This window comes from Corynebacterium tuberculostearicum (assembly GCF_032821615.1).
Classification (GTDB): Bacteria; Actinomycetota; Actinomycetes; order Mycobacteriales; family Mycobacteriaceae; genus Corynebacterium; species Corynebacterium tuberculostearicum_H.
In genome coordinates this window covers 179,136-195,554 of sequence record NZ_JAVBIF010000002.1, presented here as the reverse complement: position 1 = coordinate 195,554, position 16,419 = coordinate 179,136, and the positions used below count along the sequence as shown (strand labels likewise).

General features: G+C 65.4%; 17 protein-coding genes, 1 pseudogene and 1 riboswitch. Of the genes and pseudogenes, 4 read left to right on the top strand and 14 right to left on the bottom strand.

The genetic code is table 11. The annotated features are described in order from the left end of the window. Positions 1 to 211, bottom strand: a pseudogene (locus RAE09_RS03775) (hypothetical protein); the annotation flags it as partial. A gap of 150 nt (positions 212 to 361) precedes the next feature. Further along, positions 362 to 676, bottom strand: a complete 315-nt coding sequence (locus RAE09_RS03770) for a DMT family transporter (protein ID WP_250413600.1) — start codon at positions 674 to 676, stop codon at positions 362 to 364. A gap of 8 nt (positions 677 to 684) precedes the next feature. Beyond that, positions 685 to 750: riboswitch (guanidine-III (ykkC-III) riboswitch) on the bottom strand. A gap of 31 nt (positions 751 to 781) precedes the next feature. On the opposite strand from RAE09_RS03770, the gene RAE09_RS03765 reads away from it, so the two are divergent. Next, positions 782 to 1,630: an NAD(P)-dependent oxidoreductase gene (locus RAE09_RS03765; RefSeq protein ID WP_316980988.1), complete on the top strand. Its 849-nt coding sequence runs from the start codon at positions 782 to 784 to the stop codon at positions 1,628 to 1,630. 116 nt (positions 1,631 to 1,746) lie between these two features. Continuing rightward, positions 1,747 to 2,784 carry an HNH endonuclease signature motif containing protein gene (locus RAE09_RS03760; protein ID WP_316980987.1) on the top strand — a complete coding sequence of 346 codons (1,038 nt, stop codon included), beginning with the start codon at positions 1,747 to 1,749 and terminating at the stop codon, positions 2,782 to 2,784. A gap of 70 nt (positions 2,785 to 2,854) precedes the next feature. Here the strand turns inward: RAE09_RS03760 and RAE09_RS03755 are convergent, their stop codons facing one another. From RAE09_RS03755 to RAE09_RS03715, 9 genes are all read right to left on the bottom strand, one after another. Continuing rightward, positions 2,855 to 4,234: a protoporphyrinogen oxidase gene (locus RAE09_RS03755; RefSeq protein WP_316980986.1), complete on the bottom strand. Its 1,380-nt coding sequence runs from the start codon at positions 4,232 to 4,234 to the stop codon at positions 2,855 to 2,857. Next, positions 4,235 to 5,269, bottom strand: a complete 1,035-nt coding sequence (gene hemE, locus RAE09_RS03750) for a uroporphyrinogen decarboxylase (RefSeq protein WP_316980985.1) — start codon at positions 5,267 to 5,269, stop codon at positions 4,235 to 4,237. Between the two features lie 37 nt (positions 5,270 to 5,306). Continuing rightward, positions 5,307 to 5,798 (bottom strand): tellurium resistance protein TerC, encoded by a 492-nt coding sequence (locus tag RAE09_RS03745; RefSeq protein ID WP_316980984.1) that lies wholly within the window; start codon positions 5,796 to 5,798, stop codon positions 5,307 to 5,309. Beyond that, positions 5,795 to 6,538, bottom strand: a complete 744-nt coding sequence (locus RAE09_RS03740) for a hypothetical protein (protein WP_316980983.1) — start codon at positions 6,536 to 6,538, stop codon at positions 5,795 to 5,797. The genes RAE09_RS03745 and RAE09_RS03740 overlap by 4 nt, the downstream gene beginning before the upstream one ends. Positions 6,539 to 6,547: 9 nt before the next feature. Next, positions 6,548 to 7,531: a porphobilinogen synthase gene (gene hemB, locus RAE09_RS03735; protein ID WP_200435968.1), complete on the bottom strand. Its 984-nt coding sequence runs from the start codon at positions 7,529 to 7,531 to the stop codon at positions 6,548 to 6,550. Positions 7,532 to 7,559: 28 nt separating this feature from the next. After that, positions 7,560 to 9,236 (bottom strand): bifunctional uroporphyrinogen-III C-methyltransferase/uroporphyrinogen-III synthase, encoded by a 1,677-nt coding sequence (locus tag RAE09_RS03730; protein ID WP_316980982.1) that lies wholly within the window; start codon positions 9,234 to 9,236, stop codon positions 7,560 to 7,562. Between the two features lie 208 nt (positions 9,237 to 9,444). Beyond that, positions 9,445 to 10,332, bottom strand: coding sequence for a hydroxymethylbilane synthase (hemC, locus tag RAE09_RS03725; RefSeq protein ID WP_150851790.1), 888 nt, complete (start codon positions 10,330 to 10,332; stop codon positions 9,445 to 9,447). Beyond that, a complete protein-coding gene (locus RAE09_RS03720; RefSeq protein ID WP_316980981.1) occupies positions 10,333 to 11,667 on the bottom strand; it encodes a glutamyl-tRNA reductase in 1,335 nt (444 codons plus the stop codon). 73 nt (positions 11,668 to 11,740) lie between these two features. Further along, a complete protein-coding gene (locus tag RAE09_RS03715) occupies positions 11,741 to 11,983 on the bottom strand; it encodes a glutaredoxin family protein (RefSeq protein ID WP_150851354.1) in 243 nt (80 codons plus the stop codon). Positions 11,984 to 12,071: 88 nt separating this feature from the next. Here RAE09_RS03715 and RAE09_RS03710 point away from each other — a divergent pair, with 88 nt between their 5' ends. After that, entirely contained in the window at positions 12,072 to 13,109 is a 1,038-nt protein-coding gene (locus RAE09_RS03710; protein ID WP_204610349.1) for an HAD family hydrolase, read from the top strand. Positions 13,110 to 13,611: 502 nt separating this feature from the next. Then, positions 13,612 to 14,769: an IS30 family transposase gene (locus tag RAE09_RS03705; protein ID WP_316980991.1), complete on the top strand. Its 1,158-nt coding sequence runs from the start codon at positions 13,612 to 13,614 to the stop codon at positions 14,767 to 14,769. Between the two features lie 92 nt (positions 14,770 to 14,861). Here RAE09_RS03705 and RAE09_RS03700 read toward each other — a convergent pair whose 3' ends face one another. The 3 genes from RAE09_RS03700 to proC form a co-directional block, all read right to left on the bottom strand. Then, the gene (locus RAE09_RS03700; RefSeq protein WP_003855542.1) at positions 14,862 to 14,963 is read right to left on the bottom strand and encodes a 30S ribosomal protein bS22; all 102 of its coding nucleotides are present in this window, start codon (positions 14,961 to 14,963) and stop codon (positions 14,862 to 14,864) included. A gap of 250 nt (positions 14,964 to 15,213) precedes the next feature. After that, entirely contained in the window at positions 15,214 to 15,402 is a 189-nt protein-coding gene (locus RAE09_RS03695) for a helix-turn-helix domain-containing protein (protein WP_005276651.1), read from the bottom strand. Between the two features lie 225 nt (positions 15,403 to 15,627). Beyond that, the gene (gene proC, locus RAE09_RS03690) at positions 15,628 to 16,419 is read right to left on the bottom strand and encodes a pyrroline-5-carboxylate reductase (protein WP_234447401.1); all 792 of its coding nucleotides are present in this window, start codon (positions 16,417 to 16,419) and stop codon (positions 15,628 to 15,630) included.

The window sequence follows — 16,419 nt, the reverse complement described above, 5'->3', positions numbered from 1 at the left end:
CCCCGCGCGACCTGCCTCGGGAGGACGCCCCGGTTCCCTCGCCGCCGACCGAGCGGCCTTCGCCATCGGCCGCGGCGCCGGCGCCTGAGTCTGCGCCTAGTTCGCGTCCTGCCCCGGCTCCCGCGCCCCAGCAGCGGCCCGCGCCAGCGCCCGCACCGGCACCCCGCCCGCAACCAGCGGCGCCGGCCCCACGCCCACCTGCGCGGGACAAAAGCGGCCTGCCGAACCTCAATATTCCGCCGCACGAAGTCCGCGGGCGCATCGAGGACGCGGTGCCTGATATGCCGGCAGTGCCCGCTATGCCTGCGCCCGCACCGCCACCTGCGCCGCCGCTGCCACCCGCGCCGCGGATTCCGGGCCTCTAACTCACCGCTTTCAGCCCCACGATGCCGCCGATGATCATGGCGAGGAAAAACACCTTCCACACCGTGGCGGCCTCGTGTCCGGCCGCGAAGGAATAAATAACCGCCACCGATGCGCCAACGCCCGCCCACACCGCATAGGCCGTGCCTACCGGGATGCTGCGCATCGCCCACGCCAGCCCGCCCATGGAAATCGCGCAGGCCACGAGGAAAATAAGCGAGGGCCACAAACGCGTAAAACCTGCGGACTTATCCAACGCCGCCGCCCACACGGCCTCGAATGCGCCGGAGAAAATCAAGATGAACCACGCCATAACTGCTTCCTGGCCGTCTTGTCGCGTTGCCGGGTACGGCTCCCTCGTCCGGGGCTCGCGCAAGACGCGGCGAACCTGCACCCAATGATGGCACACTGGGAAAGCATGAGGATTGCATTTCTTGGAACTGGCCGCATGGGAACCGAACTAGCCCGCCGCCTGCTCACTGAGCAAGACGGCATCGAATTGACCGTCTGGAACCGCACCGCCGAGCGCGCCCAGCCGCTGGTGGAGGAAGGCGCCGAGCTTGCCGCCTCACCCACCGAGGCCGTAGCGAACGCCGAGGTCATCATCACCTCGCTCTTCGGGCCGGACGATGTCCGCGAGGTCGTCGTCGAGCCGCAGCTCATCCCCGCCGGCGTGACGTGGATCGACACCACCACCGTCTCGCCCAACGATGCCCGCGAATTCGCCGCCGCCGTGGACACCTACGTCCACGCCCCGGTCGTCGGCACGCTCGGCCCGGCCCGCGAGGGCAAGCTCGGCGTCTATGTGGGCACGCCTGACGACGCCCGCCGCGAGCAAGCCATGTCCCTCGCCGAGTCCTGGGCGGGAGAAGACAAGCTCATCGGAGTGGAGGCGGCGGCCACGGCGGCCATCGGAAAGCTGCTGGCGAACCTCGCGCTCGCCGTCACCGCCGAGGGCCTGCTCGAAGCCCTGCAACTCGGCGAGTCCGAGGGCCTAGACTCCGAGGTGGTGCTGCAGATGCTCGATGTCACCGGCCTGTCCTTCATCGCCAATATGAAGGCGCCGTTTATCACCGGCGAGCGCAATACCGACCCGGGCGATTTCACCGTCGACGCCCTAGCCAAGGACGCCAAGCTCATGGAGATGACCTCCACCAAGCCGCTGCCCGCCCTGACCGCCGCCATCGGCCGCTTCGAGGAAATGCAGGCCATGGGCCACGGCGATCAGGACTTCTCCTCCATCTTCGTCTTCCGCAATAAGGGCTAGTTATCCACAGGCCCGCCGGGCGTGCGGGCCGAAATTCGCCCTTTGGGCCCTAGTTATCCACAAGTTCGCGCGCTCGCCCTCGCGCGGGTTGCGCGCCGTGGCTTAGGCTGCGGGGCATGACAGCTCTTCAGACTTATCTTGCGGCCCTGGCGCCTGGCATCGATATCGTTGCCGGGTGCGCCGGCATGTCTGAAGACCAGCTGCGCGCCGCAGGGGCACCCAATAAGACGGCCCGCACTTTGCTCACGCTTGCCGACGCCCTCTTTGCCCCCACCTCCTTTACCCGCCAGCAACGCCAGGCGGTTGCCGCCGCCCGCGACCGCGCCCACCCGCTGCCCACGCTGGAGGTAATCGAGCGCTACGCATCCCGCGCTAAGACCAAGCGCGATGCCTGGCGCCTGCGCGTGGAGCTGTGCCGCACCGCCGCCGATACCGATGAGATGGAAAAGCTGGCGCGCAAAAAGCTGCGCGAGCTCAATCCCCCGACCCCGCCGCGCCCCGGCGTGCGTATCCGCCGCCGTAAAGACGCGCCGTGGACCCTCGCGATTACCGGGCCTTCCTCACTCATCGCGGACTTGGAATCCAGCCTGGACGAGAACGCGCCGCTCGATTCCGTTGCGGAGCTCTTCTCCCCTTCCGGCGCCGCCCCAGCCACCCGTCCAACCATTACGACCAACGCGATCATCACGCTCGACGAGCTTGACCGCATCATCGATGGCGACGGCGAGGAAATCACCATCCAGCTCACCAACGGCGCCCGCCTCACCGGCGCGGAACTTGTCTCGCGCACGCTGGCAGAGCGCGGGCTTATCACCCTCGTTCACCCCTTCGAGGGCGCGGTCAACCTCTACCGGACGGAGCGCATGGCCAGCGAGAAGCAGCGGCTCATGGCCGCCGCGGAAAATCCGGTATGCCCGTGGGCGGAATGCAACTATCCGGCGGATAAATGCCAGGTGCACCACTTGCAGGCGTGGCGGCACGGCGGCGATACCAATATGGCAAACCTGGCGACCTGTTGTCCGTACCACAACGGCGTCAACGACGATGACCCTAATGCCCCACCGGTGCGCGGGCGCCTCGTTCGGCGCCGAGGCCGCGTGGTGTGGCAGCCGCCCTGGGCAGATACCGCGCCAGCACCGCCACCGGCCCACTAGCCCCTAAACCGCCAGGCAGCAGGATGCCCTGCTGCCGCATTGGCATGCCCGCAGCTAGCGAGCCCCGCAGCTAGCGAGCGATGCGGGCCGCGGCAGCGCGGGCATCCGCGATGACATTGGGTACGCCAACCCCGCCGGCCCAAGCGCCGGTGGCATCGATGCCCGGCGTCGCCGCGAGGGCGCCGCGCGCGCCGGCCACGGTTTCCAGGTGGCCGGCATCAAAGCGCGGGAGGCCGCCGAACCAGCGCTGGGTGAAAATCTCGGCAACGCCCGCGGCGCGGCCGTCGAAGCCGGTGAGGCGCTGGAGGTCGTCGAGGGCATAGTCAACGAGGTCGTCCTCCTCGGCGCGGACGATGGCGTCGTCGCCAAAGCGGCCGAAGGAGGCGCGCACCAAGGCACCGCCGCGCTCGGCCAGGTGCGGCCACTTGCGAGAGGACAGCGTGAAGGCCTTGGCGTGCACGTCGTCTTGGTCCGTAGCCACGAGGATGCCAGAGTTCTGCGGCAATGCGTTGCCGGCCGGGTCCGTGTCAGACTCGAACTTCAGGCCCACGACTGCCGACGCCGCCAGCTTCACGCTCTTCAACCGCTCCGCCGCCCCCGGGGATACCTTGGGCAACAGGCGCGCTGCAGTCGGGGCCGGGGTGGCGACCAGCACACGGTCGAAGGCGGCGGTGTCGCCGGGTGCGCCGGCCAAGCGGAATTTCTCGCCCTCGCGAGTGATGCCGGAGATGAAGGTATCAAGGTAAATCTTGGCGCGGGATTTATCGGCCAGCGTCTCGTAGAGTTCTGCGTAGCCGCCGCGGAAGGTCTGAAAGACGGGTCCGCCGCTGCTCGGCTTGGCCGCGCGGGCTTCTTCCAGCGAGCGGACCGCGGCCGAGAGGGTGACTGGGCCGCGCGCGGAGAGTGCGTCGAGCGTCTCGGCCAGCGCCGGGATGGTCGCGCGCACACCCAGATCGTCGGCCGAACAGGAGTACACGCCGCCGAGCAGGGCGGAGATAACGTGGTCGACGAGGTCGTCGCCAAACTGCTGGCGCACCAGGCGGCCGACGGAGACGTCGCTGCCGGCCGTCCACTCGAAAGGCTCCTCGTTATCGATGCGGCGGGCGGTCTCAGCCGAGACCAGGTGTGCGACCGGCTCCGAGTGCGAAGGAATGCCCATCATCCCGCCGCGCGGCAGCGGCTTAAGCTCGCCGGAATACACCAGCGAATGCAGGCCGGAGGGCTCGACCAAGCTCCCGCCCAGGCCGAGGGATTCGATGAATTCCACGGCGTCGTGGCGGCGGGCGAGGAAGGCCTCGGCGCCCATGTCGGTGGGGCCGTCATTAAACGGCACGGAGTACAGCTTGCCTCCGATACGGCCGGCGGCCTCGAAAACCTCAACGTCGTGGTCGCGCAGCTCGTAGGCGGCCGTCAAGCCCGCCAGGCCAGCACCAATAATCGCAATACGCATTTAGCCCTCCTCGTGGATGATGGATACGGCGCGGGTGATGGCCTCCGCGTCGGTAGTTGGCAAGACCCCGTGGCCGAGGTTCCAGATATGGCCGTCGATATCGCCGCGCTCGCGGGCCCGATCGACCTCGCCGCGGATGGTGCGCACGGCCTGGCGCACGGCGTCGTCGCCGGCAAAAAGCATGGCCGGGTCGAGGTTGCCCTGCAACACGCGGGCGCTTACGCGCTCGGCCGCGGCGTCCATGGGCACGCGATAATCGACGCCCATAACTTCCGACCCCGCCTCCGACATGGCCGGCAAGAGCTCGCCGGTGCCGACGCCGAAATGGATGCGCGGGATAGTCACGCCGGCCAGGATTTCCCGGGAGTACGGCAGCACGAATTCGCGGTAGTCACGCTCGTTGAGGTAGCCGGCCCAGGAATCGAAAAGCTGCATGGCATCAATGCCGGCGTCGACCTGCACCTGCAGGAAGCGGGTGATGGTCGGAACTAGGCGGCGCATGAGCATGTGCCAGGTCTCCGGCTCGGCGTGCATGAGGGCCTTGGTGCGCTCGTGGTTCTTGGATGGCCCGCCCTCAACAAGGTAGCTGGCCAGCGTGAACGGCGCGCCAACAAAGCCAATGAGCGCTTGGGTTTCGCTAAGCTCGGCCAGGATGCGGGCGATGCCCTCGGTGACCTCGGGGACGTCGGCTTCTAGCAGCGGCAGCTTGCCGACGTCCTCCCTACTCCTCACCGCCTGCTCCATCACCGGCCCACGACCGGGCACGATATCGACCTTGACGCCCGCCGCCTTGAGCGGGACGACGATATCGGAGAACAAAATGGCGGCGTCGACGTCGTGGCGGCGCACCGGCTGGAGGGTAATTTCTGCCAGCAGTTCCGGCATGAAGCAGGAATCGAGCATGCTAATCCCCTCGCGGGCGGCGCGGTACTCCGGCAGCGAGCGGCCGGCCTGGCGCATGAACCAGACTGGGGGCCGGGAGGGGGTGCGGCCGAGGGCGGCGTCGATAAGCGGGGCACGATTGAGTCGAGACATGCCCCAATTATGAATCAAAAGTTGGAGTGGGGGCTAATTAGCCACGCAAGCTGCGGTCCTTGATGAAGCGATTGGACTGTGGCTGGAAAAGCAGCGCGAGGGCGACAATCAAGGTGATGGGGATAATCAGCAGCCCGAGCCCGCCGATTCCGAGTGCGAGGGCGGCGATATTGGTAAAAAGCGCGAACGCGATGACCACGGTAATGATGCGGCGCGCCCACTTGGACCCGCCGGCCAGCTGCGCTGCGAAGAGCGCAAGCAGGATGGCGCCGACGGCATTGGTCACCGCGACAAACAGGCGATTGGAATGGAGGTACTCCGCGACCTGCGCATTCTGCGGCTCTGCTTGTGGCCCGCCCGAGCCGAAGATGCCCACCATACCGCTCACCAGCATAATCACGGCGCTGACGACGAGCACCCAATATGCCCAGCGCAGCGGCCGCGGCCACGCGTCGAGGCTCTCCTTGGCGGAGGTGTTTCGGGCCGCGCGGTTATAGTCGCGGGGCCCGGGCCGCTCGGTGTTATTCATCGCTTATCCTCCTGATCAGACCGGCCGACGCGGTCGGTGCGGTTGGTGCGATCGCGCTTGCCGACGTCGCGTTTGCCGCGCTGGTCGTCCTTGGAGCGCTTGCGCTCTTCTTCGGCGCGCTTCTTCTCGCGCTGCGCTTGCTCGAGTTCCTTTTCCAGCTCGCGCATTTGCTCGAGTTCGCCGGTGTAGTCCAAGGTTTCGGTCCGCACGGAGAAAATCAGGCCGAGGACCGCCGCGACGCCGACAAGGATCTGCACCATGCCATCGGCGGCAAAGAGCCAATCGGGCACGTCCGCGCCGGCCGGGGTGACCATGAAGGCCAGCAGGATGCGGAATCCGAAGTACAGCGAGAAGGCGAACCACACGCGGCGCGAGGTGCCGGCCCGCTTGCTGCGGTTTGCAAGGGACCGCAACAGGAAGGCCAGCAGCACGATAATCGCAAGCGAAACGGCCGCCGAAAGGGCGACGGAGCCGTAGGCGGCGGTGCGGAGGAAGGCGTCGGAAAGCTGGGCTTCATCCACGCCGGCCGGTGCGGATTTGGCCATCTCCTTGGCCTGCGACATGAGTACGTCGTGGTTGAGCAGCGTGAGCACCACGTTGAGCACCTGGTGCACGGCCTCGCCGCATAGCGCACCCAGCCACAGCCACAGCATGTACGTCACGGACTCCGGCCGCTGCTGCTTCCGCGGCGGGCGTTGCGCGCGAGGGGCAGGGGCGGGCGACGGGGGCGTAGCAGTCACAGGGGTCCTTTACTTGAGAAGGCGGGCGGCTTCGGTAGCGAAGTAGGTCAGAATCTGGCCGGCGCCGGCGCGCTTGAATGCGGTCAGCGACTCGAGCATGATGGACTCGCCATCGATCCACCCGTTGGCGGCCGCGGCCTTGACCATCGCGTACTCACCGGAGACCTGGTAGACCGCGACCGGCACGGGGGAAGTCTCCGCCACGGCCGAGAGCACGTCCAAGTAGGGCAGACCGGGCTTGACCATGACGAAGTCCGCACCCTCTTCGATGTCGAGCTCGGCTTCAAGCAGGGATTCGCGGAAGTTGCGCGGGTCCTGCTGATAGGTGCGGCGGTCGCCTTCCAGGGAGGAACCGACGGCATCGCGGAACGGGCCGAAGAAGGCGGAGGCGTACTTGGCGGAATAGGCCATGATGGCCACGTCCTCGTGGCCGGCCTCGTCGAGATCGGCGCGGATGGCGGCAACTTGGCCGTCCATCATGCCGGACGGGGAGACGATTTGGGCGCCGGCGCGGGCTTGGGAGCGAGCCATGTCTTGGTAGAGCTTGACGGAGGCGTCGTTAAGCACGCGGCCCTTGTCATCCAGCACGCCGCAGTGGCCGTGGGAGGTGAACTCGTCGAGGCAGGTATCGGCCATAACGATGAGGTCGTCGCCGAATTCCTCGTGCAGGCAGGAAATGCCGCGGTTCAAAATGCCTTGCGGGTCCCAGGCGACGGAGCCGGTGTCGTCCTTGTCCTCATCGAGCGGCACACCGAAAAGGTCGATGCACGGCACGCCGGCTTCCAACGCCTCCTCGGCCGCGCGGCGCAGGGAGTCGAAGGTGTGCTGGTAGACGCCCGGCATGGAGGGAATCTCGCGCGGGGCGTCGAGTCCGTCCACGATGAACATGGGCAGAATCAGGTCCGAGGGGCGGACCTCGGTTTCGGCCACAAGGTTGCGCATCTGCGGGGTGGTGCGCAGGCGGCGTGGGCGGCGGGCTGGGAAGGTGCTCATTGGGTACTCCTTAGAGCGAGACTAAAACTTATGCCTTGTCGACCTTAGTAGCCTTCTTGCGCGAACGGCGTTTCTTGCGCGGCGCGGGCAGGTTTCCGGCGGCGCGGAGGGCGGCCACGTGGTCTGCGAGGGCGTCGACAAGCGAGGGCACGTCCGCAACTTCGGGCACGACATCGACGCGCAGGCCCATCTCTTCCGCGGCCGCTCTTGCCGACGGCCCGATACACGCAATGATCGTCCGCTGGTGCGGTTTGCCCGCAATGCCCACCAGATTGCGCACGGTGGACCCGGAGGTGAAGGCGACGGCGTCGAAGCCGCCCGTCTTGATCATGTCGCGGATTTCGGCCGAAGGCGGGGCGGCGCGGACGGTGCGGTAGGCCACGACGTCATCGACTTCCCAGTCGAGGGCCTTGAGCCCGTCAACCAGGGTGTCGGCCGCGATATCGGCGCGCGGGAGCAGGACGCGGCCGACGGCGTCGATGTCTTCTACGAAGTTGGGGAAGACATCGAGCAGGCCCTCGGCGTTCTGCTTCTTCTTGTGTGGCAGAAGCTCCGGAACCATGCCCTTGGCGCGGATGGCGGCCGCAGTCTTCGTGCCCACGGCCGCGAGGTGGACGCCGGCGAAATCGCGGGCGTCGAGGCCGAGCTGAGCAATCTTCTCCCACACCGCGGTCACGGCGTTGACGGAGGTAAAGACGATCCACTTATAGCGGCCCTCGACGATGCCCTTGATGGCGCGGTCCATCTGCGCCGGATTGCGCGGCGGCTCGATGGAGATGGTGGGCACGTTTTGTGGGATAGCGCCGTAGCCGGCCAGGCGCGCGGACATCGGGCCGGCCTGCTCCTTGGTGCGCGGGACGAGCACGCGCCAGCCGTAAAGCGGGCGGTTTTCCCACCAGGAGTACTTGGTGCGGTCGTCGATGCTGCGGCCGAGGGTGACCACGAGCGGGCCGGTGAGGTCCGCGTCGAGCTTGCCCATGGTGCCCAGCGTGGTCTCATAGGTGCGCTGCAGGCGGGTGGTGCCGTGGACGGTGACAAATGCCTCGGTCTCGGCCGGCATGCCGCGCTGCTGCAACTCGTCGGAGATGACCGGCAGGTCCTCCTTGGTGGCCTGCAGGACGATGGGCTGGGTGGCATTGGCCAGCGCGTCCCAATCGGCGCCGTCGGTTACGTCGGCCTCGGTGTAGGTCGAGCCGAGCGCAATGCCGGCAAAGGACGGCACGGTAGATGGCAGGGACATGCCCGGCACTACCTGAAATTCCAGGCCGGCAGACGCCACGGCGTTAATCTCGGCCTTGATGGACTCGCGGTGCAGCGGGTTGCCGGTGACCAGGCGGATCACATCCTCGCCATCGGCCTCGACCAAGCACTCGCGCAGCTGGCCGACGATATCTGCGGCCGGCTCGTACAGCACCGCGGCCGTCGGCGGTGCGGGGCGCGGCGGTTTGCGGCGCGCGCCCTTGGCTTTGGCATCGGCGCACATTTGGGCGTATTCGGCCTCGGCGGCGTCGAGAAGCTCTTGTGGAACGGGCAGCGCGGCGGCGACGGCATCGCGCACGCCCTGCATGACCTGCGGATCGGTCACGGCGATGGCACTATTTGCCAGAACCTCGCGGGCGCGGACGGTCAGCAGGTCGGGATTACCTGGACCAGCGCCCACAAAGACGATCTTGCCCAATTGGGTGTCTGGCGCGGCATTGCTCATAAAGTTCTTTTCTAAAATCGGGCGCGCGGCACCGCGCACGGACATGATCGCATGCGGTGTGGTTCCCCGCGCCGGCGGTGGGTGACACGGTCTTAACGGCCAAAATCCCAGGCCTTGCGTCCTGGGATGCCCTTAAAGGGGGCCGGATCATTGCGGGACAATGATCTGTGGTATCTACACCTTAAATTATTAGCGCCTAAAGGCGAAATTACTTGCCCAGCAGCTCGGCCGCGCCACCGGCGAAAAGCTCGTCCGAGATGCGCGCGCCAAGATCGGCGGCTTCGGCCGCGGAGCCGGAGGCGGTGGCGGTGAGCTGGCGGGATCCGTCGAGCGCGAAGACGCCGCCGCGCACGGTGAGCTGGTCGCCGTCCCAGCGCGAGGTGGCGGCCACCGGCGCGGTGCAGCCGGCCTCGAGGCGGGCCAACACGGCGCGCTCACCAGCAGCGGCGGCCGAGGCGCGGTCGTCGACAATGGCGTCTAGCGCCGCGGCGGCCTCGGTGCCGGCCACGGCCTCGATGGCGAGTGCGCCTTGGGCCGGCGCCGGCATGAAGACGGAGGGTTCGAAGATTTCGGTGGCGCGGTCTGCGTAGCCGCCGCGCAGCAGGCCGGCGTAGGCCAGCAGAACGGCGTCGAGCTCGCCGTCGGTGACCTTGGACATGCGGGTATCGATGTTGCCGCGCAGCGGGCGAATCTCCAGGTCCGGGCGGAGGGCGGCGAGCTGGGAGATGCGGCGCGGGGCGGAGGTGCCCACGCGCGCGCCCTGCGGCAGCTGCGCCAGGCTCAGGCCATCGCGGGCGACGAGCGCCTCGCGGGAATCCTGGCGCTGCGGCACGACGAGGCGGAAGCGATCATCGGGCGCGGTGGGCAGGTCCTTAAACGAGTGCACGGCGATATCGCACTCGCCGGCATACAGCGCCTCGCGCAGCGCCTGGGTAAATACGCCGACGCCGATGCGCTCGACCGGCGCCATATTGACGTCGCCGGCGGTGGTGACGATGTGGAGTTGGGAGTCAAAGCCGGCGTCGATAAGCCAATCGCGCACATGGCCGGCCTGGGTGGTGGCGAGCTTGGAGCCGCGGGTACCAATCTGAAACATCTAGGCCTCCTTAGTCATGGTGGGCAGTTCATTGACGGCCACGGACACCCCGGAGCCTTCCAGCTGCAGGCCAAAGAGCTCCTGCAGGGCGCTTTCGCTGCTGACACTGCTTTCCGACGCCGCCAGCTTCTTCGCCCTAACCGTCGGTTCATGCAGCAGTTTATCGGCCACGCGCTTGAGCGCGCGCTGCACGTCCTCGAGCTGCTTGCCCGCGAGCTCGGGATGCTTGTGCTGCAGGCGCGCGGCCTCGCACTCGACGAGATCGGCCGCGCGGCGGTGCAGGGCGCTTACGGCCGGGGCGACGTCGCGCACGCGCTGGGCCGAGGTATAGGCCGCCAGCTCTTCGTCGACGATGTGGCGGGCCTGCGCGTGCGGGCTGGTGCCGGCCGCGACATCGGTATCGGCGGCCGAAAGAGACTTGCTCAGGCGCTCGATATTGACCAAGTCCACGCCCTCGGCCGCGGCGGCGGCATCGTCGATATCGCGCGGCAGGGAGAGATCGATGAGCATGAGTTCGCGGCCGGCGGGGAGGTCGGCGGCCTCGATGGTGAAGTTATCGGCGCCGGTGGCGGAGATGGCCAGGTCGACGTCGGAAAGCGCGGCGGCGCGCTCGGAAAAGTCCACGACGCGGGTGGAAACGCCGGCTTCCTCGGCGTGGCTGGCCAGGCGCTCGGCGCGCTCGCGGGTGCGGTTGGCCAGCACCAGCTCTTTGACGCCCAGCCGGCCGGCGTGGGTGGCGGCGAGGGACGCCATGGCGCCCGCACCAAGGATCAGCGCAGTCTTGCCGGTCAGGTCCCCGGCGTCGAGGCGCTGCAGGGCCTGGTCGAAGGCGAAGGACACCATGGAGGCGCCGGCCTCGTCGATATCGGTCTCGGAGTGCACGCGCTTGCCCGCCCGCAGCGCGGCCTGCGCCAGTGCGTGGATGCGCGGGCCGACCGTGCCCTGCTCGGAGGCGGACTGGTAGGCGCTGCGCACCTGGCCGATGATCTGCTGCTCGCCCACCACCATCGAATCCAGGCCGGAGGTCACGGACATGAGGTGCTCGGCCGCGGCGTCGGCATAGCGCACGTAGAGGTAGTTGCGCAGCTCTTGCTCGCCCACGCCCGAAACCTGGGTGAGCACGCGCACGACTTCCTGCACGCCAGCGTGGAAGGAGTTGGTGACGGTGTAGACCTCCATGCGGTTGCAGGTGGAGATAATCATGGCCTCTGAAAGTGGCTCGGCCGCCACGAGTTGCCCGCAGGCGGAATCCTGGACCGCACTATCCATGCTCAGCTTTTCCAGCAGCGCCACCGGCGCCGACTGGTGGGACATGCCCACGACGAGCACGCTCATGCACAACACTCCTCAACCCTTTGATTGATTTTAATCCTCCAAAAGACTACCCGTCGGTGTCGCGGATCCCGAATCAACCAGCCAGCTCGGCCGCTAACTCCTCGTTGTCTACTTCCCAGCAAGCAAACTCTTCGCCGTCGATGACCACAACGGGCACGCGGTCACCGAACTCCATGGCCAGCTCCGCGTCCTCATCCACGTTACGCACAGCAAGCTCCGCGCCTGCCTGCTTGACGACGGGGGTGATCTGCTCCCTCACGCGCGCGCAAGAACCGCAGGTGGTGCGCACCATGAGCTCGACGAGATGCTGGGACATTTTCTCCTCACAAGGACGGCGGCGGTCGAAACCATTACTATGGACACGTTAGTCCACCCCGCATTTGCGAAAGCTGTTTGTCCCACTCGTGTCCGCTACCACTCCCCCAGGGTTCCCCGAATCCCCCCGCGACTTCTTGGCCAATTGGACCGCCTCGCGCGGTAACCTGCGCAATTTCTTGGAGACCCAGGCGCTCGCCCCGTTGGACGAGGAATCGCAGCGCACCGCCGGTGAAGCCGCGGCCGCCGCGGCGCTGGAGGAATTCGGGCTGGAGTTGGAGGACTTTGCTTCCGGCGTGGATTCGGTCACCGGCTCCTATGACGCGGCCGGTGCGCAGCGCATCACCGCCCAGGACCCAGACGTACCGGTGGATGTGGGCGCGGCAGCGTTTTTCGACGTCGACAACACCCTCATCCAAGGCTCGTCCCTCGTGGAATTCGCCTTTGGCTTGGCGCGCAAGCGCTACTTCCGGCTTTCTGAAATCCTGCCGATTGCGTGGAAGCAGCTCAAGTTCCGCGTCTCCGGCAGCGAAAATGCCAAGGACGTGGCCGTGGGCCGCGCGCAGGCGCTGGAGTTTGTCAAAGGCCGCAGCGTCGACGAGCTGGTGGATTTGTGCGAGGAGATCGTGGACGCCTCGCTGGCCCGCCGCGCCTACCCCGGCACCACGCAGCTGGCGGAGATGCACCTAGCCGCCGGCCAGCAAGTGTGGCTGGTCACCGCCACGCCGGTCCAGCTGGCGCAGGTGCTCGCCCGGCGCTTCGGGTTTACGGGCGCGCTCGGCACCGTCGCGGAGGTCAAGGACGGCAAGTTCACCGGACGGCTGGTCGGCGATATCCTCCACGGGCCCGGCAAAAAGCACGCCGTGGCCGCGCTCGCGACCATCGAAGGTCTCGACCTCTCGCGCTGCACCGCGTATTCGGACTCCGCCAACGACGTGCCCATGCTGTCCATGGTCGGCACCGCCGTGGCCATTAACCCAGACCGCAAGCTGCGCGATATCGCTGGCGACCGCGGCTGGCTCGTGCGCGACTATCGCTCCGTGCGCCGCGCCATCCGCACCTATGGCCTCCCTGCGCTGGCCACCGCCGCCTTTTCCTATGGCGGCTGGCGCTACTACCGGCGGTAGCCAGGGCGGTAGAGGGCGCAGGGGGACCTTGATTTCTAGCGGTCGTGGAAACACCTGACATGGGTTAGGTGATTGTGTGGAGTCGAAATGGGTTCCGGATTCTGCTGTTGTGGCGCGGTTTGCGTCGTTGGTTCGGGCTGGTAGTTCAATACGGGCGGCTGCTGGGGTGGTTTGTTTACCAGAGTCGGTAGCTTATCGGCTGGCTGGTGAGTTGGACTTGCCGCGCAAGCGCTGTAGGCGTATTAGCTCGGCTGACAGTCAGGAAATAGCTCGGTTGTGGCTGGAAGGTGTGGCACCGATGGATATTGCGCGCCAGCTTTCTATAGGCTCTTCTCCGGTATATCGCATCGGTATTGAGCTTGGTTTGTGGAAGCGCAATCCACATGGCCGCAAAGCTGCGGCAACAACTCGCCGGTGTAGTTATCTGCAACTGCGTGTAAATGCTTTAGGGCGCAAAGATGCCGCTTTAGCCTGTGGCATTCATCCGCGTGATGCTGCTGATATGGACAAAGGTGTCATCAAGCTTTCTGCGGGGCGTGTGCCTTTTGTCCCGGCTGGCCCGGATGTGGCGCTGTATAACAGGCTTATGCAGGTACTCGAGTACGTTGATGGTCGCCAAGCAGTTCCAGTCCAGGTTATTCCGCAAGAGCGTATCGATAGGCGTATTTCTTCGCGCTATCTATCGATAGAAGAGCGCGAGCTCATCTTTGATCTTGACCGGCAAGGCAAAGGTGTACGCGAGATAGCTCGGCGTCTTCAGCGCTCTGCTGGAACTATCAGCAAGGAACTTAAACGCAACCGGGATGAATTTGGGGTGTATCTTCCCACGCATGCGCACCGTAAATCGGTGTTGCGTAGGTTTAGACCGAAAAAGCGCAAGATTGATGCCAATCCACGCTTGCGCACGGTGATCTGGGAAATGGTAAAAGATAGGTACTCGCCAGAGCAGATTTCTGGGAGGTTGCGCAGTCGCTATCCCGGTGATGAGACTATGTACGTGTGTCCTGAAACGATTTATCAATCTCTGTATTTCCAGGCTAAAGGCGAGTTGAAAAAAGAAATCGCTGCTGCACTGCGTCGCGGTCACGCCCAACGTCGACCTCGTGGCACGCGCAGCGCCCGCAAGCGGTTTGTTGACCCTATAGTGATGATTTCCGACCGGCCAGCAGAAGTAGACGACCGAGCCGTACCAGGTCATTGGGAAGGCGACCTCATCTTAGGCGCAGGTAATAAGTCTGCAATTGGCACGCTAGTAGAGCGAACCACGCGCTATGTCATCTTGCTGCATCTACCTAATGGGCATAATGCTACCGAAGTAAATGCAGCACTTACTAAAGCGATTGCTACCTTGCCAGACCATCTCAAAGGATCACTTACCTGGGACCAGGGAAGTGAAATGGCCTGCCATAAGGCCTTTTCTGTAGCTACAAACTGTCCCGTGTTCTTCTGCGATCCTGGTTCGCCGTGGCAGCGAGGCACCAATGAAAACACCAATGGACTACTAAGGCAGTACTTCACTAAAGGAACAGACCTAAGCGTCCATAGTGCAGCCGACCTAGAATTCGTCGCCATGCAACTCAACCGCCGCCCCCGCAAAACCCTGGGCTTTCAAACACCAGCCGAGAAAATGGCCGCACTGATAAACTCAACCGAAACATAAGACGTGTTTCCACGACCACTAGAATCCGCCGACGTCGGCAAGCATGCAAAAACCCTCCGCACAATGGCGGAGGGCAAGAAGCGGGCTGGGGTTTACTTGCCCAGCTTACGGCGCTGCACGCGGGTGCGGCGCAGCATCTTGCGGTGCTTCTTCTTGGACATGCGCTTGCGGCGCTTCTTAATGACGGAACCCATGGAGTCCTCACTTTCGTGTAGTACGTACTGTCAAACTTGTCAGCGCTAAAACGGCGAAGGTGCACTCTTGCCGCCGTGGCCACACGGACCGCGGGCCACATCAGCGAGCCGACACGAATGCACACCATCTTACCCAGCACCCAGCCCGTGACCAAAAAGGGCCCGCGACAACAACAGCGAGAAACAACAGCGCCCACCACCGCTGACCACTAGGGCCAACAGAGGTGGGCGCTGTCTGTGCGGCGCGAGCCTAGGCTCCGTAGACGGAAGCCTCCAGGTACTCGTTGACGGCAGACTCGTGAACGCGGAAGGAGCGTCCGACGCGAACAGCCGGCATTTCGCCTGCGTGAACCAAACGGTAGACGGTCATCTTGGAGACGCGCATAATCTCGGCGACCTCCGCGATCGTCAGAAAGGTTCCCTTTTCTTCATTTGCCATATATATCTAACCCTTCAGCTCGTTACGCGCTGTAGGCTTCCCCTCCCACAGGACTTCACGCACGTGCTTGCCCTAGCCTATCGTGAAACATGTGACTAATGCGACCCAAGTGCCAAATTTTTTCACAGCATTCATTAGGGTTTCCCCTAAAAGCGCTGCTTAACACCCGCCCCAACACTCCCGGGTGGGTACACCCCCACCACGGGGAGGTCGCACACGGCGGCGCTAGCCGAGCTCCTTGGCCTTATCGGAGCAGGCCTCTGCCGCGCGGTAGAACGCGCCGCGCAAGCCGGACTCCTCCAGTTCGCGCACGGCGGCCGCGGTGGTGCCACCCGGCGAGGTTACGCCAGCGCGCAGCTGGGTGGCCGAGCGGCCGGAGCTAGCCAGCATCTCACCCGAGCCGGCTGCGGCCTGGGCGGCAAGCTTCTCGGCGACGTCGCGGGGTAGGCCGAGCTGCACGCCGGCATCGACAAGCGCCTCTGCCACGAGGAAGAAATAAGCCGGGGAGGAGCCCGCCAGCGCGGTGGCGGCATCGATATTCTTCTCCGGAATGACCGCCACCTCGCCCACGGCCTCTAGCAGCTCGCGCACGCCGTCCATCTGGGCGTCGCTCACGTGCTCACCGGCCGCACAGGTGCACATGCCGCGACGCACCAACATGGGGGTATTAGGCATAACGCGCACCACCGGCACGCCTTCGCCCGCCGCACCCTGCAGCTGCTCTAACGTCAGGCCCGCGGCCATGGACACCACAACGGCATCCTTGGCCGGTTCAAGGCCTTCGAGCAGATCCAGGATGGCGTAGGGCTTCACACACGCGAAGATATAATCCGCGCCGTCTACCGCCGCCGCATTATCGCTGGTGGTGGCGACGCCATAAGTCTCTTTGAGTTCCTGGCTGCGTGATTCGGTGCGGTTGGTGACCGTGATATCCGAGCCCGCAAAGCCCGATGCTACGAGTCCCGAGGTCAAAGCCTCACCGATTTGTCCGCCGCCTAAAATTGCAATCTTTGTCAT

Excerpts from the sequence above, each read along its gene's own strand:
- RAE09_RS03700 (WP_003855542.1), bottom strand. The coding sequence starts at position 14,963 with ATGGGTTCCGTCATTAAGAAGCGCCGCAAGCGCATGTCCAAGAAGAAG.
- RAE09_RS03730 (WP_316980982.1), bottom strand. The coding sequence starts at position 9,236 with ATGAGCAATGCCGCGCCAGACACCCAATTGGGCAAGATCGTCTTTGTG.
- RAE09_RS03720 (WP_316980981.1), bottom strand. The coding sequence starts at position 11,667 with ATGAGCGTGCTCGTCGTGGGCATGTCCCACCAGTCGGCGCCGGTGGCG.
- proC (WP_234447401.1), bottom strand. The coding sequence starts at position 16,419 with ATGACAAAGATTGCAATTTTAGGCGGCGGACAAATCGGTGAGGCTTTG.
- RAE09_RS03760 (WP_316980987.1), top strand. The coding sequence starts at position 1,747 with ATGACAGCTCTTCAGACTTATCTTGCGGCCCTGGCGCCTGGCATCGAT.
- RAE09_RS03715 (WP_150851354.1), bottom strand. The coding sequence starts at position 11,983 with ATGTCCCAGCATCTCGTCGAGCTCATGGTGCGCACCACCTGCGGTTCT.
- hemE (WP_316980985.1), bottom strand. The coding sequence starts at position 5,269 with ATGTCTCGACTCAATCGTGCCCCGCTTATCGACGCCGCCCTCGGCCGC.
- RAE09_RS03695 (WP_005276651.1), bottom strand. The coding sequence starts at position 15,402 with ATGGCAAATGAAGAAAAGGGAACCTTTCTGACGATCGCGGAGGTCGCC.
- hemB (WP_200435968.1), bottom strand. The coding sequence starts at position 7,531 with ATGAGCACCTTCCCAGCCCGCCGCCCACGCCGCCTGCGCACCACCCCG.
- RAE09_RS03745 (WP_316980984.1), bottom strand. The coding sequence starts at position 5,798 with ATGAATAACACCGAGCGGCCCGGGCCCCGCGACTATAACCGCGCGGCC.
- RAE09_RS03765 (WP_316980988.1), top strand. The coding sequence starts at position 782 with ATGAGGATTGCATTTCTTGGAACTGGCCGCATGGGAACCGAACTAGCC.
- RAE09_RS03755 (WP_316980986.1), bottom strand. The coding sequence starts at position 4,234 with ATGCGTATTGCGATTATTGGTGCTGGCCTGGCGGGCTTGACGGCCGCC.
- hemC (WP_150851790.1), bottom strand. The coding sequence starts at position 10,332 with ATGTTTCAGATTGGTACCCGCGGCTCCAAGCTCGCCACCACCCAGGCC.
- RAE09_RS03705 (WP_316980991.1), top strand. The coding sequence starts at position 13,612 with ATGGACAAAGGTGTCATCAAGCTTTCTGCGGGGCGTGTGCCTTTTGTC.
- RAE09_RS03770 (WP_250413600.1), bottom strand. The coding sequence starts at position 676 with ATGGCGTGGTTCATCTTGATTTTCTCCGGCGCATTCGAGGCCGTGTGG.